The following is a 14,573-nucleotide window of genomic DNA, read 5'->3' on the forward strand; positions in this document are numbered from 1 at the left end:
GGGGATCCATCGTGCCATGCGCCCGGATGACACTATCCCGGCGGTGGCCGGGTCCACGTGACACACGCGGTGCACTCCCCTGGCTATCCTCCCGTTGCACCGGTACCCGCCCGCAGCCCCGCCCTCGGTGACCGTGGGCCGTGGTGGGTGCAGGCGCTGATCAGCGCGGGTATCGGCGTGGTGTTCTTCGTGCTGTCGGTGGCACTGCAGTACGTGCTGATCCAGGTGGATGTCGATGAGTGGCCGAACTTGGCGGCCTGGTCCGTGCTCGGCCTGATCTTTGTCGGGGTCCTGGCACTGTGGGGACGGACGACGACCCGGCGGATCGTCGGAGCCCTGGTCGCGCTGGTGTTGATCGGTGTCCACCGAATCCTGCAGGTGTTCTGGGTGGTGTCTGAGGACAATTTCCTCGACTGGGCGGACTGGCAGTTCAAGGCGCTCTGGTGGACCGGGACCGTGGTGCTTTACTCCGGTGTCATCCTCGGGTGGACCATCGCCCGGCGGCGGACCGGCTTCACCTGGATCGGTCTCCTGCCCGTGGCGATCCTGATCGCGCTGGCCGTGTGGGCCAACTGGGAACTGCCATACATCGACAGCGACTTCCGGCGTGCGCTGGCGGGCAACGCCATCGACTACGCCTTCTGGATCGTCGGCATCCTGATCTTCTGGGGGTGCGACGGCTTCGGGCTGGCATCACAACGCAACGCCTCCCCGCCGCCGTCGTCGCCGTTCGGCGGCGTCGGGGGTCACGGCCAGGGTTACGGCACGCAGGGTTACGGCACGCAGTGGCCGGGCCAAGCCGGTCCGACACCGCCCGCGCAGGGGCAGGGATGGCCACCGCCGCAGCAGTCGTGGCCACCGCAGTCCTGAACGACCGCGGCTTGAACCACTGCGGCTTGAACCACTGCGGCTTGAACTAGTACGGCTTGAACTAGTACGGATCGAGTCCCCGCGAACGACGCCGGAGAGGTGATGTGACGATGGCAGCTCCGTACCCCCTCGGGACACCGCCACTCCCGGCGATCCCGGCAATTTTGGCACCCGGCGCATCGGAATCACGCTGCTGATCGGCCCCATCACCGGATGGGGTCTCGCACGACACCGGATGCCCGCCGCCTGATCGGCGTTCTACCCGCCGTCGGCGTGGTGTGGCTCGGCGGTTGGCCGCTCACCTTCCAGCCGCGATCTCTGGATTCCCTGGGACGTCGCGGTGTACGCGGCGACGGCGAACTGAGCCGCGTTCCTCGGCCTCGCATTCGGGCTGACGGTCCTGGGCATTCTGCTCGTGTGGGCCTACGACGGCATCGGCCTGCTCCTGCGCCGTGGGATCACCGACCACCAGAAGTCTCCCTCGACGCCGTTGCACGGTACTGTCACGGACCCGGACGGTCACGGACCCCGCTGGTACGGCCATCAACCCGGACCCGGGCCCTGGCCACCACAGCAGCCACAGCAACCACCGGGGTGGCCGTCGCAGCAGTGAACACCGCGCGTCAGCCGACTCCCACCCGCCGCCAGCGCCCCGACGCGATCCGCCACCCGACGGCGGCCAGCCGCAGGATCATGAACACGACGAGGCCGGTCCACACCCCGGCCAGTCCCCAATCGAAAATCAGCGACGGCCAGATCAACGGCAGGAACCCGCACAACGCGGCGATCAGGGTGGCAGTGCGCAGGAACGCCGCGTCGCCCGCACCGAGAAGCACGCCGTCGAAGGCGAACACCACACCCGCGATCGGCAACATCGCGACGAAGAACCACCACGGCACACCGATCGCGTCGAGCACCGCGTCGTCGGAGGTGAACACCCGAGGCAGGACCGACGAGCCGGCGGCGAACACCCCGGCCATGAACACCGCCGCCGCCACCGACATGATCGTCACCCGTCGGGCCACCGAAACGGCCACGGACACCGAACCGGCGCCGAGCGCGGCACCGACCAGCGCCTGTGCGGCGATCGCCACCGAGTCCAGGAACAACGACATGAACTCCCACAGTTGCAGGACCAGTTGATGCGCCGCGACCTGCGCGACGCCGAATCGGGCGGCGACGGCGGCCGCGGAGACGAAGCAGATCTGGAACGAGAGACTGCGCACGATGAGGTCGCGGGCCATGACCAGTTGTGCCCCGATCATGGCGCGATCGGGCCGGAATGCCGCCCAGCTCACCCCCGAATCGCGGGTGTGTTCGCGGATCACCCGCGTCGCGAACAGGACACCGGTGATGGACTGCCCGATGACATTGGCGATCGCGCTACCGACGATGCCCAGACGCGGGAACCCCCACAGTCCATGCACCAGCCCGACCACGAGAACCGCCGAAAGTGACAGTCCGACAAGCACATAGATCACCGGACGACGGGTCTCCTGCACGCCACGCATCCAGCCGTTGCCGGCCATCGACAGCAGGATCAGCGGGACGCCGAACACCGCCACACGCAGCCATTCGGTGGCGTCGGTGGCCACCGTCGCCGACGATGAGGACGCATCACCCACCAATGCCCGCATCACATACGGCGCGATCGGCCAGGTGACGGCGACGATCAGCAGACCTGCGCCGAGCGCGATCCAACTCGCCTGTACGCCTTCGGAAATGGCGCCGGCACGATCACCGGAGCCGAACCGTCGAGCCGAGCGTGCCGTCGTTCCGTACGAGAGGAACGTCAGCTGGGTGCTGATGATCGACAGAACCAGGGTGGCGACGGCGAGCGCGGCGAGTTCGTCACCGCCGAGCCGGCCGACCACGGCCAGGTCGAGCAGTAGGTACAGCGGCGGGGCGATGAGCACCGCAAGCGCCGAGATGGTGAGGGTCCCGACGCGTCGCATCCCGGCATCGATGTCGGGGCCGGTCGTCGTCGGTGATCCGCTCAGAGTGACTCCCGCAGCCGGGCGATCACCTCGTCGGCCGAACCGGTGTCGCTGTAGCCGGAGGCGTTTCGATGGCCGCCGCCGCCGTGCGCTCGCGCGACCGGGACGAGATCGACGGTATTCTTCGACCGCAGCGACACTGTCCAGCTGTCGGCGTCGACTTCCTTGAACACGGCCGCAACCTCGGCCTCGGCGGTGGTGCGCACGATGTCGATGACGCTTTCGGACTCTTCCCAGCTCATCCCGCTCAACGCCGCACGGTCGACCACGGCGTACACCAGTCCCTCGCCGTCACACGCCGCAGCGTCCAACTGAGCCGACGCCAGAACACCGGCGACCATCCCCAGCCAGGCGAAGGGATGCGTGTCGAACAGCCGCCGACTCCAGGTGCGGGAGTCGACGCCGGCGTCGATCAGTCGGGCCGCGATGCGGTATGAGTTCGGACGCGCCCACCGGAAGGACCCCGTGTCGGTGGTCAGACCGGCATACAGGCACGTCGCGATGTCACTGTCGAGGTCGACACCGAGATCGTCGAGTATCCGCAGCACCAGCACCGCGGTGCAATCTGCTTGCGGATCAATGAAGTTCAGATCGCCGAAACCCTTGTTGGAGGCATGGTGGTCGATGACGAGGGAGGTGGCGGCCGCATCGAAGAGAGGCCCCAGGACGCCCAGCCGCTCGACGCTGGCCGCGTCCACCGAGATCACGAGATCACTTCCCCGGACGCCGGGGGCGTCGACGAGCAATTTCGCGCCGGGAAGTGCACCGAGGGCCGCGGGCAGGGTCTCCGGACCCGGAAAGGCGATCTCGACATCCACGCCGAGACGGTCCAGTGCCAGTCCGAGGGCGAGACCACTGCCGATGGTGTCGGCGTCGGGGCGGACGTGACACAGGATCGTCGCCGCACCGCCACTCTCGGCGGTACGGCGAAGCGTGTCGGCGACGGCCGCACTCGAGGCGTCGACCACTACTGCTCGACTTCGCCGGTCACGGCATCGGATTCGTCGGCGTCCTTGCTGCGGTACGGGTCGGCGTCGCCGGCCGGTTCGGCGCCCGCGGCACGACGTGCGACGAGCTCGTCGTTGGCCCGGGCCCGCGCCACCAGTTCCTCCATCTGCCGCGCGGCATCGGGAACGGTGTCGAGGACGAAGGTCAACGTCGGGGTGAACCGCACCCCGGTGCCCGCGCCCACCTTCGATCGGAGGATGCCGGTCGCCTTGGCCAGGCCGGCCGCGGCGGCGACGAGGTCGGGTTCCTCGTCCAGGGTGGATCCCATCACGGTGTAGAACACCGTGGCGTCGTGCAGGTCATTAGTGACCCGCGCGTCGGTGATCGTGACATGCGCCAGACGCGGGTCCTTGATCTCGTTGGCGATCGCCGACGCGACGATCGACGAGATCCGCTTGGCGAGACGTTGTGCTCGTGCCGGATCGGCCATCGGTGTCCTCCCAGAGGTCAGAAGATACTCCCCTCCCGGCGGGCGGTCCGGGCGAACCCGGACACCGCCCGCGGGAGGGGAGCCTCGATTGTTGCGCTGCGCGTCAGTCGCGCGCCTTCTCCTGCAATTCGTAACTCTCGATGACGTCGTCGACCTTGATGTCGCTATAGGTCAGCGTGAGACCACATTCGTAGCCTTCGCGAACCTCGGTGACATCGTCCTTCTCCCGTCGCAGCGAGGCGATGGTGAGATTCTCGGCCACCACGACGTTGTCGCGGAGCAGACGTGCCTTGGCGTTGCGGCGGACGATGCCCGACTGCACCAGGCAACCGGCGATGTTGCCGACCTTCGACGACTTGAAGATGGCGCGGATCTCGGCGCGGCCGAGTTCCACCTCTTCATAGATCGGCTTGAGCATGCCCTTGAGCGCGCTCTCGATCTCGTCGATGGCCTGGTAGATCACCGAGTAGTACCGGATATCGACGCCCTCGCGGTTGGCCAGCTCGGTGGCCTTGCCCTCCGCGCGGACGTTGAACCCGATGATGATCGCATCCGAGGCGGCCGCCAGGTTGACGTTGGTCTCGGTGACGCCACCGACACCGCGGTCGATGACGCGCAACGACACCTCGTCGCCCATGTCGATACCGAGCAGCGCCTCTTCGAGGGCCTCGACGGTACCGGAGTTGTCGCCCTTGAGGATCAGGTTCAGCTGGCTGGTTTCCTTCAGCGCCGAATCCAGGTCCTCGAGGCTGATCCGCTTGCGGCTGCGTGCGGCCAGCGCGTTGCGCTTGCGCGCATTGCGGCGGTCGGCGATCTGCCGGGCGATGCGGTCCTCCTCGACGACGAGCAGGTTGTCGCCCGCCCCGGGCACCGAGGTGAAACCGATCACCTGAACCGGACGCGACGGCAGGGCCGCCTCGATGTCGTCACCGTGTTCGTCGACCATGCGGCGCACACGTCCGTAGGCGTCGCCGGCGACGATCGAATCGCCGACCCTGAGCGTGCCGCGCTGGATGAGCACGGTCGCCACGGGTCCACGACCACGGTCGAGGTGCGCCTCGATGGCCACACCCTGGGCGTCCATGTCCGGGTTCGCCCGCAGGTCGAGCGACGCGTCGGCGGTCAGCAGCACCGCTTCGAGTAGTTCGTCGATGTTGGTGCCCTGCTTGGCCGAGATGTCGACGAACATGGCGTCGCCGCCGTACTCCTCGGGGATCAAACCGTACTCGGTGAGCTGACCGCGGATCTTCTGCGGATCGGCACCTTCCTTGTCGATCTTGTTGACCGCCACCACGATCGGCACGTCGGCCGCCTGCGCGTGGTTGATGGCCTCCACCGTCTGCGGCATGACGCCGTCGTCGGCGGCGACCACCAGGATCGAGATGTCGGTGGCCTTCGCACCGCGGGCACGCATGGCGGTGAACGCCTCGTGACCCGGGGTGTCGATGAAGGTGATGAGCCGATCATCGCCGTTGAGGTGCGTATTCACCTGGTAGGCACCGATGTGCTGGGTGATGCCGCCGGCCTCGCCCTCGCGGACGCTGGCATTACGGATCGTGTCCAGCAGTCGGGTCTTACCGTGATCGACGTGGCCCATGACGGTGACCACCGGCGGACGCTGCTCGAGGTCTTCCTCGTCGCCCTCGTCCTCGCCGTAGGACAGGTCGAAGCTCTCGAGGAGTTCGCGGTCCTCGTCCTCGGGGCTGACCACCTGGACGGTGTAGTTCATCTCCGAGCCGAGCAGCTCCAGCGTCTCGTCGTTGACCGACTCCGTCGCCGTGACCATCTCGCCGAGGTTGAACAACGCCTGGACCAGCGATGCCGGGTTGGCGTCGATCTTGTCTGCGAAGTCCGACAGCGAGGCGCCACGGGCGAGACGGATGGTCTCACCGTTGCCACGCGGCAGCCGGACACCACCGACCGCTGGTGCCTGCATGTTCTCGTACTCGGCGCGCTTCGCCCGCTTCGACTTGCGGCCCTTGCGGGGCGCACCGCCGGGACGTCCGAACGCACCCGCGGCACCGCCGCGACCACGTCCACCACCGCCGGGGCGGCCGCGGAAACCGCCGCCACCTGCGGGTGCGCCGGCACCGGGAGCACCGCCACCGCCGCCGCGGTAGCCACCGCCGCCACCACCGCGGTTACCGGGACCGCCGCTGCGGCCACCGGGCCGGGCGTCGGGTCGGCTGGCACGGCTGGGCATCGCACCCGGGTTCGGGCGCGGCGGCATGTTGCCGGGGCTGGGACGGGGACCGCCCTGGCCGGGAGCGGGACGTCCGCCACCCTGACCGGGTCGATTCTGCGCGCCGGGACGTCCACCGCCGGGACGGGGACCGCCCTGACCGGGGCCGGGACGCGGACCCTGCGGACGCGGCGCGGGGGCCGGTGCCGAGGAGTACGGGTTGTTCCCGACCCGTGGTGCACGCGGACCGGGCTTCGGTCCGGGGCGCGGACCGGGACTCGGGGCCGACGGCGCTGCGGGCGCGGGTGCCGACGCAGCAGCCGGCTTGGGTGCTGCGGGCTTGGCTGCCGGAGCACTCGGCGCGGGAGCCGGGGCCTGCGGGGCCGGGGCCGCCGGGGTGGCGGCCGCGGGACGGGCCGGGGCTGCCGGCGCGCTCACCTCGGGTGCCGGAGCGGGACCGGGCTTGGGCGCCGACGCATTGCCGCCGGGCTTGGGGCCGGGACGCGGACGCGCACCGGGCTTGGGTGCGCCGCCGTTACCGCTGGGCTTGGGTGCGGCGGAGCCGCCGTCTTTCTTGGGGAATGATTCGCGAAGTCGACGGGCCACGGGGGCCTCGACGGTCGACGACGCGGATTTGACGAACTCACCTTGTTCTTTGAGTCGCTCGAGCACTTGCTTGCTCGTCACGCCCAGTTCCTTGGCCAGTTCGTGCACGCGGGCCTTGCCTGCCACTGCTCTCCTCACTTGGAGGCCGAGCGGGCTGCCCGCTACGGCCTCGGATTATGTCCGATACGTGCTCATCGTGGGGACTTCACGGTGTGCTCATGTCTTCTGCTACCTGTTCCGGCTCGGTGTCGAGCCTGCTGTCGTCCGCGATCGGGAACCGATCCCCGGCTCCGATCGCTTCGGCGAGGTCATCTGGGTTGGCGGCCAGATTCGTCGTCCTCAATGCCACTGCGAATGCCCGTCGTCGCACCGCCGCGGACACACAGTCCACGCTCGGATGCAGCCACGCACCTCGTCCCGGCATGGTCTTCGCGAGATCGACCACGACCGTCGGTCCGTCGGCACCCTCGCGGGCGACCAGACGAACCAGTGCGGTGATCTCGGCGCGTTGCCGACATCCGATGCACATTCGGACGGGACGATCCCGACGGCCATCGTCGGAGGACGTGGTCGACGGCTTTCGCTGAACCATCGCTCAGTCTAGCGTGAGTCGCCGCTAAGAGGACAATCGGCCACCACTCGGTGTGCGGGAGCCGGTCGCGGCCGACCCGTCGGCATCGGATCGGATGTCGATTCGCCACCCGGTCAGCCGTGCGGCCAGCCGCGCATTCTGTCCTTCCTTGCCGATGGCGAGGGACAGTTGATAATCCGGTACCACCACTCGTGCGGCTTTCCCCGCGAGGTCGACGACCTCGACGGAGACAACCTTCGCCGGCGACAGTGCATTCCCGACGAAGGTGGCCGGATCGGTGTCGAAGTCGATGATGTCGATTTTCTCGCCGGCGAGTTCACTCATCACGTTGCGCACGCGCTGACCCATCGGGCCGATGCAGGCCCCCTTGGCGTTGAGGCCGCTGACACCGGTGTGCACCGCGATCTTCGACCGGTGACCCGCCTCACGGGCGACGGCGACGATCTCCACGGAGCCGTCCTCGATCTCCGGGACCTCCAGCGAGAACAGTTTGCGAACCAGGTTCGGGTGCGTGCGCGACAAGGTGATCTGCGGTCCACGCTGTCCTCGGGTGACTCCGACGACGTAGCACTTGATGCGATCGCCATGGGTGTAGGTCTCCCCCGGCACCTGCTCGGCGGGCGGGATGACGCCTTCGGTGGCGTTGGCCTCGCTGCCGATCTGCACGACGACCATGCCGCGGGCGTTGGCGCGGGCGTCCTGCTGGACGACGCCGCCGACGATCTCGCCCTCGTGGGCGACCAGATCGCCGAAGCTCTTCTCGTTCTCGGCGTCACGCAGCCGCTGCAGGATCACCTGGCGCGCGGTGGTCGCCGCGATGCGGCCGAATCCCTCGGGGGTGTCGTCGTACTCGTGGACGACGTCGCCGTGCTCGTCGAGTTCCTGGGCCATCACCCGCACCTCACCGGATTTCCGGTTCACGTCGATGCGCGCGTGCGGGGCGAAACCGTCGGTGTGCCGGTAGGCGGTGAGCAGGGCCGTCTCGATGGCGGTGATGACGGTGTCGATCGAGATGCCCTTGTCGGCCTCGATCATCCGCAGGGCGTTGATGTCGATGTTCATGTCGTGAGTGCTCCTATTCATTTGTCGGTTTCACTTGTACGGCTATTCAGTTGTGGCCACTGAAGTTGTGTCGAGTCCAGTGTCCGCCGCGGGACCCGTCCTTCACAATTCCGTCGGACCGGGTTCGCGGCGTCGCTCGATCTCGCTGTCGTCGAGGCCGCAGCGTTGCAGCTCGGCCACGCTCGGGCGGGAGAAGTCGACCTCCACCACGGCCCGGTCGACCGCGGTGAACGGGATCGTTTCGGCGCCGATCCGGCCCCGCGTATTGGTGACGACGGTGACCTCGCCGTCGGTGCTCGCCCCGATGCGTCCCTCGACCTTTCGGCCGTCGTGCAGCGTGATGCCGACCTTGCGGCCCTGCGCCCGTCGCCAGTGCCGCGCCAGGGTGAGCGGACGCCCGATGCCGGGTGAGGTGACCTCGAGCGTGTAGGGGGTGTCGGAGATGTTGGGACCGGCGTCGAGGACCTCGTTGATGTCGCGGGTGAGCGCACCCAGAACGTCGAGATCGGCGCCGCCGTCCCGATCCACGACGAGGCGGACCTCGTCGGTGCCGGCCGCGGACGAGATGATCACGTCCTCGAGGTCGAAGCCGTTCTCGACGACCAGATGTTCGACGAGGTCGTGAACCCGTTGCTTCTCGATGGCCACCGCATTCTCCTCGTCTTCAGTTGTCCGGTCGGTCGGCCCGCCCATGGTAGTGGATGGGCCGAGCGGATCCGACCACGGTGTGCACGGCCGGTGCGGACTCCGACCGGGCTGGCATCATGTGTCGGGTGATGCGTCCACCACCCGCCGACCCCGTCCACGGCGATACGCCCCACGGCGGCACCGGCCCGTCCCGTCGCACCGTCCTGCGCGGCAGTGTGATGCTCGGTGCCGGCGCGACGGCGGTGGCCACCGCCGCGGGATGCGATCGAGGGCCAACGCCGGGTCAGGTCACCGCACAGGCGCTGGTGCCGTTGGCCCGGTCGGCGGTGGCCGACGCCGCGGCGGCACGGGCACTGGCCCCGCAGCTGACCGACTATTCCGCGGCACTCGGCGTCGTCGCCGATCAACGCGGTCAGCATGCGCAAGCACTGCGGGAGGAGATCACCCGTCTCGATCAAGACATCGCCGGGCAGATCGATACACCGGCGTCCGGCACCGCATCGAGTGCACCGACGTCGTCGGGTGCCGGCCCCAGCGCGACAAGCGGTCCGGCGGCGCCGTCGGCGACCACCCTCGACGGGCTGCGATCGGCGTTGGCGGCGTCGGCCAGGGCGGCGGAGAGTTCGGCGATCGACCTGAGCGGGTACTCCTCGGGCCTGGCCGGTTCGATCAGCGCGTCGGTGACAACCCTGGTGGAGGTGCAGCTCGGATGAGTTCGGTCGATGCGATGTCGGCTGCCGTCGACACCCAGAACGCCGCCATCTTCACCTATGGGGTGGCCACCGCGTTCATATCGTCCGCACGGCGGCCGATGCTCGAGGAGTTCATCGCCGAGCACCGCACCGAACGGGACCGGATCACCGCGGCGATCACGGCGGCCGGCGGCACTCCCCCCGAGGCCGCGGCCGGCTATACGTTGCCGATCACGGTGAATGACCCGGTCAGCGCGGCGCAGGTGGTGCTCGATTCCGAAATCGACTGCACCGTCGCCTATCGCGCCCTACTCGAGCAGGCCGACGGCGCCCCGGCACGCGCCCTCGGTGTCGACGGACTGACATCGTCGGCATTGCGGGCCGCGCGGTGGCGTGTGGTGCTGGGTGAGCGGCCCGCCACGGTCGCATTTCCCGGTCGTCGGTAGTCTCGCGACACCCGTGAACGGTCGTCACCCGACGCCGGTGGGCGTCACCACCTACGCTTCCGGGGGGCGACACCCGACGCCGCGGTCAGAAGAACGGACAACGCCAGATGACGACACTCGAGAGCGTTCGCGACCTCGCACGTCGCGCACACGCGGGCCAGGTCGACAAGATGGGCCGCGACTACTACACCGCCCACCTGGAACCGATCGCGGAACGCCTCGCGCCGCTCGGCCCCGACGCCGAGATGGCCGGACTCCTGCACGACATCCTCGAGGACACCGACGTCACGGTGACGGAGTTGACCGACTTCGGGATTCCGGCACATGTCATCCGGGCCGTCGTCGCGGTGACCAAGAACGACGGTGAGGACTATTCGGCCGCCATCGAGCGCGCCGCGGCCGATCCGCTCGGCCGGCAGGTCAAACTCGCCGACAACGCCCAGAACCTGTCGGGCAACGCCGCACTCGCCGAACGCGATCCGCAGACCGCGGCGCGCCTCAAGCAGAAGTACGAGACGGCGCGCGAACGCCTGCTCGCGGCGGGGCGTGACGATCCGTCCCGCTGATCCGGCGTTTGTCTGATCCGGCCTTTGTCTGATCCGGCCTTTGTCTGATCCGGCCTTTGCCGAACCGTCGGGTCAGCCGCGCACTGCCGCGGTGATCGCCTCGACCGCGTCGTCGACGGGAACCTCGGTGCTCTCGCCGGTGAACCGGTCACGCACCTCGACGACACCGTTGGCATAGCCACGCCCGACGACGACAACCGTTGGCACACCGAGCAGTTCGGCGTCCTTGAACTTCACACCGGGTGAGGCCTTGCGGTCGTCGAGGAGGACCTCCAAACCGGCGGCGTCGAGATCAGCGGCCAGGGTGTTCGCGCCGTCGATCGCGCCCTGGTCCTTGTTGGCGATCACCAGGTGCACGGCGAAGGGCGACACCGCACGCGGCCAGCGCAGCCCCTTGTCGTCGTGGTTCTGCTCGGCGAGCACCGCCACCAGACGCGACACCCCGACGCCGTAGGAGCCCATCGTCAGCCGTACCGGCTTACCACTCTCGCCGAGGACGTCGACCTCGAAGGCGTCGGTGTACTTCTGACCGAGCTGGAAGATATGACCGATCTCGATGCCCTTGGCACTGACCAAGGGGCCCTTGCCATCCGGCGAGGCGTCGCCGTCGCGGACCTCGGCGGCCTCGATGGTGCCGTCGGCGACGAAGTCACGTCCGGCCACCAGGCCGACGACATGCTTGTTCGGCGCGTCGGCGCCGGTGATCCACGATGAGCCGTCACCGATCCGCGGATCGACAAGATAGCGAACCCCGTTGTCCTGCAGACCCTTCGGTCCGATATATCCCTTGGTGAGGAACGGGTTGGCGGCGAAGTCGGCCTCGGTGAGTAGCTCCACCTCGGCCGGCTCGAGGGACGCCTCGAGTCGTTTGAAATCGACCTCGCGGTCACCGGGCACACCGACGCCCAGCAACTCCCAATCCTTGCCCGGCTCACGGACTTTCACCAGGATGTTCTTGAGTGTGTCGGCGGCGGCGTAGCTGCCGTCGAGGGTGTCGTTGGCCCACGCCACAAGGGTGTCGATGGTCGGGGTGTCCGGGGTGTCGTGCACGACGGCGGCGGGCGCGTCGTCGAACGGAATCGGCTCTGCCGCAGGGGTGATCACGGCTTCGACATTGGCGGCGTAACCCGACTCGATGCACCGGACGAAGGTGTCCTCACCGACCTCGCTCTCGGCGAGGAACTCCTCGGAGGCGCTGCCACCCATGGCTCCCGAGGTGGCCGCGACGATTACGTACCGTACGCCGAGGCGCGCGAAGATCTTCTGATACGCCTCCCGGTGGGCCTGGTAACTGACCTTGAGCCCGTCGTCGTCGAGGTCGAAGGAATAGGAGTCCTTCATGACGAATTCACGGCCACGCAGAATGCCGGCGCGGGGGCGTTCCTCGTCGCGGTACTTGGTCTGGATCTGATACAGCACCACCGGCAGATCCTTGTACGAGGAGTACTCCCCCTTGACCAGCTGGGCGAACAGTTCCTCGTGGGTGGGCCCGAGCAGCATGTCGGCGCCCTTGCGGTCCTTGAGTCGGAACAGCGCCGGGCCGTATTCGGTCCACCGGCCGGTCTCCTCGTACGGATCGCGCGGCAGCAGCGCGGGCAACAGGATCTCCTGGGCGCCGATGGCGTTCATCTCGTCGCGGACGACCTGCTCGACGGCCTTGAGGACCTTGAGGCCCAACGGCAACCAGCTGTACACACCGGGCGCTGCGCGTCGCACGTATCCGGCGCGGACGAGCAGCTTGTGGCTGGGAACCTCGGCGTCGGCGGGGTCGTCGCGCAGGGTTCGCAGGAACAGGGTCGACATGCGGGTGATCACGGGAGCCGAGTCTAGTCGGGTGCTGCAACCGCATTGTCGCGCCCGTCGGCGCCGCCGATACAGTGTGGCGGTGCTCGTCATCCTCCCCCCTTCGGAAACCAAGTCCGACGGCGGTTCCGGCGCCCCGCTCGACCTCGACGCGCTGTCCTTCACCGAGCTGAACCCGACCCGTAAGCGCATCGCCGACGCGATCGTCGACCTCGCCGACGACCTGGACGCCAGTCAGAAGGCACTCGGCCTCGGCAAGACCCAACTCGCCGAGGTCGACCGCAACGCCGACCTGTGGCTCTCCCCCACCCGCCCGGCGATCGAGCGCTACACCGGCGTGCTCTACGACGCCCTCGATCACCGCTCGCTGACGAAGGCGGGCAAGAACAAGGCCGCCGAGCGTCTCGCCATCGGCTCGGCACTGTTCGGCGTGGTTCGGGCCACCGACCCGATCCCGGCCTATCGCCTCTCCGGGGGATCCAAACTCCCCAGGCTGCCGCCCCTGACCGCACTGTGGAAACCGGAGCTGTCGGCGGCCCTCGACGCGGTCGACGATTTCGTCGTGGATCTGCGCTCGGGTATCTATCAGCAGCTCGGCCCGGTGTCGGGGGCGGTGACCGCCACCGTGGTCACCGAGGCCGCCGACGGCACCCGCAAGGTGGTCAGCCACTTCAACAAGCATTACAAGGGACTGATGGCGCGCGAACTCGTGCGAACCCGCCGCACCGTGCGCGACATCAACGGACTCGCGTCGGTTCTCGGTGACGCCGGCCAGCGGGTGGAAATCGCGCGCGGTGATGAGATCGTCGTGATCACCGACTGACCGTGAGTCGGGACCCGAACCGATTTCCAGAAGACGCCATTAACTATGGTGAATCGCAATGTCTGAACCGTTGTTCGTCGTCAACCTCGATCCGCGCACCCACGATCTGCGTGACCAGCCGTTCGATCCGTCAGCGCTCGAGGCGTTCGCCGCGCGGCGGCTGACGGACCGCCCCACCGACCGGTCAGCGGAATCCAGTGGCCGCACGCTGGTCGATGCGCCGTGGATCCGGCTGGACCTCGCCCCCGACACCGCGACCTTCGCCGTCACACCCGGGCCGGCGGAGGCCGCCGTCGTCCACGACGTGCTCTCGACTGTGGGAGGCACCGCCCTCGGTGCCGGGATCGGTGTGAACATCACGTGCGACCGGGCCTGGCTGGGTGCCGACCGGGGGCCAACCGACACCGCGCTGATCGTCGTGCGCAGCGAGGCGGAGGTTGCCGAGTGCCTCGTCCTCGACGGTGTGCATCCCGGGATCTACGACGGCCCGCGCGCCGCTGTACGCACCCTGCCCACCTTCGGTTCCGAGGCCCACGTCGCCAGGGCGCTCGGCGATCGGGTGTCGATCACGCTCGATGACGAGGGTGTCCTATTGACCGGAGTGTGGTTCGACCCGCCGATGCGGTTGCGGGACGACGGAACCCTCGTCGACGGAGCCCCGCCGGCGACGATCACCATGCGGTGGGGTGCCGCGACGACGGTGTTGGACGTCGGGCTGCGCTATGCGGCACGCGGTTGGACCCTGCAGGCGGCGGCGAGCCATCTGCGTGTCTGGGGGCACGGTGCGAATCTGATGGTCACCGGCCCGCGTCAGGCCGTCCTGTCCGAGCCGGACTGAGGGCGGCGCG

14 protein-coding genes are annotated in these 14,573 nt (G+C 68.4%); 6 read left to right on the forward strand and 8 right to left on the reverse strand.

The window, feature by feature from the left end; all coding sequences use genetic code 11:
* The first annotated feature begins 57 nt into the window (after positions 1-57).
* Entirely contained in the window at positions 58-870 is an 813-nt protein-coding gene (locus tag ACWETB_RS04430; RefSeq protein ID WP_452209547.1) for a hypothetical protein, read from the forward strand.
* Positions 871-1,493: 623 nt separating this feature from the next.
* Here ACWETB_RS04430 and ACWETB_RS04435 read toward each other — a convergent pair.
* From ACWETB_RS04435 to rimP, 7 genes are all read right to left on the reverse strand, one after another.
* A complete protein-coding gene (locus ACWETB_RS04435; RefSeq protein WP_452209549.1) occupies positions 1,494-2,825 on the reverse strand; it encodes an MATE family efflux transporter in 1,332 nt (443 codons plus the stop codon).
* Between the two features lie 41 nt (positions 2,826-2,866).
* Positions 2,867-3,835, reverse strand: a complete 969-nt coding sequence (locus ACWETB_RS04440; RefSeq protein WP_348808137.1) for a DHH family phosphoesterase — start codon at positions 3,833-3,835, stop codon at positions 2,867-2,869.
* A complete protein-coding gene (gene rbfA / locus ACWETB_RS04445; RefSeq protein ID WP_348808138.1) occupies positions 3,835-4,305 on the reverse strand; it encodes a 30S ribosome-binding factor RbfA in 471 nt (156 codons plus the stop codon). The genes ACWETB_RS04440 and rbfA overlap by 1 nt, the downstream gene beginning before the upstream one ends.
* Before the next feature lie 103 nt (positions 4,306-4,408).
* Complete coding sequence (gene infB / locus ACWETB_RS04450) at positions 4,409-7,219, reverse strand: translation initiation factor IF-2 (RefSeq protein WP_449744704.1); 2,811 nt, start codon at positions 7,217-7,219, stop codon at positions 4,409-4,411.
* Positions 7,220-7,298: 79 nt separating this feature from the next.
* Positions 7,299-7,685, reverse strand: a complete 387-nt coding sequence (locus ACWETB_RS04455) for a YlxR family protein (RefSeq protein WP_348808140.1) — start codon at positions 7,683-7,685, stop codon at positions 7,299-7,301.
* Between the two features lie 24 nt (positions 7,686-7,709).
* The gene (nusA, locus tag ACWETB_RS04460; protein WP_348808141.1) at positions 7,710-8,747 is read right to left on the reverse strand and encodes a transcription termination factor NusA; all 1,038 of its coding nucleotides are present in this window, start codon (positions 8,745-8,747) and stop codon (positions 7,710-7,712) included.
* Positions 8,748-8,849: 102 nt separating this feature from the next.
* Entirely contained in the window at positions 8,850-9,395 is a 546-nt protein-coding gene (gene rimP, locus ACWETB_RS04465) for a ribosome maturation factor RimP (protein ID WP_452209553.1), read from the reverse strand.
* 128 nt (positions 9,396-9,523) lie between these two features.
* Here rimP and ACWETB_RS04470 point away from each other — a divergent pair, with 128 nt between their 5' ends.
* The 3 genes from ACWETB_RS04470 to ACWETB_RS04480 all read left to right on the forward strand — a co-directional run bounded on the left by ACWETB_RS04470 (position 9,524) and on the right by ACWETB_RS04480 (position 11,099).
* Positions 9,524-10,108, forward strand: coding sequence for a hypothetical protein (locus ACWETB_RS04470; RefSeq protein ID WP_452209839.1), 585 nt, complete (start codon positions 9,524-9,526; stop codon positions 10,106-10,108).
* On the forward strand, positions 10,105-10,533 hold the full coding sequence (locus ACWETB_RS04475; protein ID WP_452209555.1) for a ferritin-like domain-containing protein: 429 nt from the start codon (positions 10,105-10,107) through the stop codon (positions 10,531-10,533). Before ACWETB_RS04470 ends, ACWETB_RS04475 begins: the two co-directional genes overlap by 4 nt.
* A 107-nt stretch (positions 10,534-10,640) precedes the next feature.
* Positions 10,641-11,099 (forward strand): HD domain-containing protein, encoded by a 459-nt coding sequence (locus ACWETB_RS04480; RefSeq protein WP_452209557.1) that lies wholly within the window; start codon positions 10,641-10,643, stop codon positions 11,097-11,099.
* 72 nt (positions 11,100-11,171) lie between these two features.
* Here ACWETB_RS04480 and ACWETB_RS04485 read toward each other — a convergent pair whose 3' ends face one another.
* Complete coding sequence (locus ACWETB_RS04485) at positions 11,172-12,902, reverse strand: proline--tRNA ligase (protein ID WP_449744724.1); 1,731 nt, start codon at positions 12,900-12,902, stop codon at positions 11,172-11,174.
* Between the two features lie 82 nt (positions 12,903-12,984).
* Between ACWETB_RS04485 and yaaA the strand changes: the two genes are divergently transcribed.
* Positions 12,985-13,725 (forward strand): peroxide stress protein YaaA, encoded by a 741-nt coding sequence (gene yaaA / locus ACWETB_RS04490; protein ID WP_449744700.1) that lies wholly within the window; start codon positions 12,985-12,987, stop codon positions 13,723-13,725.
* A gap of 58 nt (positions 13,726-13,783) precedes the next feature.
* A complete protein-coding gene (locus ACWETB_RS04495) occupies positions 13,784-14,563 on the forward strand; it encodes a hypothetical protein (RefSeq protein ID WP_452209559.1) in 780 nt (259 codons plus the stop codon).
* Positions 14,564-14,573: the final 10 nt, after the last annotated feature.

It is taken from the genome of Gordonia sp. NPDC003950, assembly GCF_053605205.1.

Bases quoted from the DNA above. Each gene is read 5' to 3' on its own strand.
- ACWETB_RS04435 (WP_452209549.1), bottom strand. From the start codon at position 2,825: ATGCGACGCGTCGGGACCCTCACCATCTCGGCGCTTGCGGTGCTCATC.
- rbfA (WP_348808138.1), bottom strand. From the start codon at position 4,305: ATGGCCGATCCGGCACGAGCACAACGTCTCGCCAAGCGGATCTCGTCG.
- ACWETB_RS04455 (WP_348808140.1), bottom strand. From the start codon at position 7,685: ATGGTTCAGCGAAAGCCGTCGACCACGTCCTCCGACGATGGCCGTCGG.
- nusA (WP_348808141.1), bottom strand. From the start codon at position 8,747: ATGAACATCGACATCAACGCCCTGCGGATGATCGAGGCCGACAAGGGC.
- ACWETB_RS04470 (WP_452209839.1), top strand. From the start codon at position 9,524: ATGCGTCCACCACCCGCCGACCCCGTCCACGGCGATACGCCCCACGGC.
- ACWETB_RS04475 (WP_452209555.1), top strand. From the start codon at position 10,105: ATGAGTTCGGTCGATGCGATGTCGGCTGCCGTCGACACCCAGAACGCC.
- ACWETB_RS04480 (WP_452209557.1), top strand. From the start codon at position 10,641: ATGACGACACTCGAGAGCGTTCGCGACCTCGCACGTCGCGCACACGCG.
- ACWETB_RS04485 (WP_449744724.1), bottom strand. From the start codon at position 12,902: ATGTCGACCCTGTTCCTGCGAACCCTGCGCGACGACCCCGCCGACGCC.
- ACWETB_RS04495 (WP_452209559.1), top strand. From the start codon at position 13,784: ATGTCTGAACCGTTGTTCGTCGTCAACCTCGATCCGCGCACCCACGAT.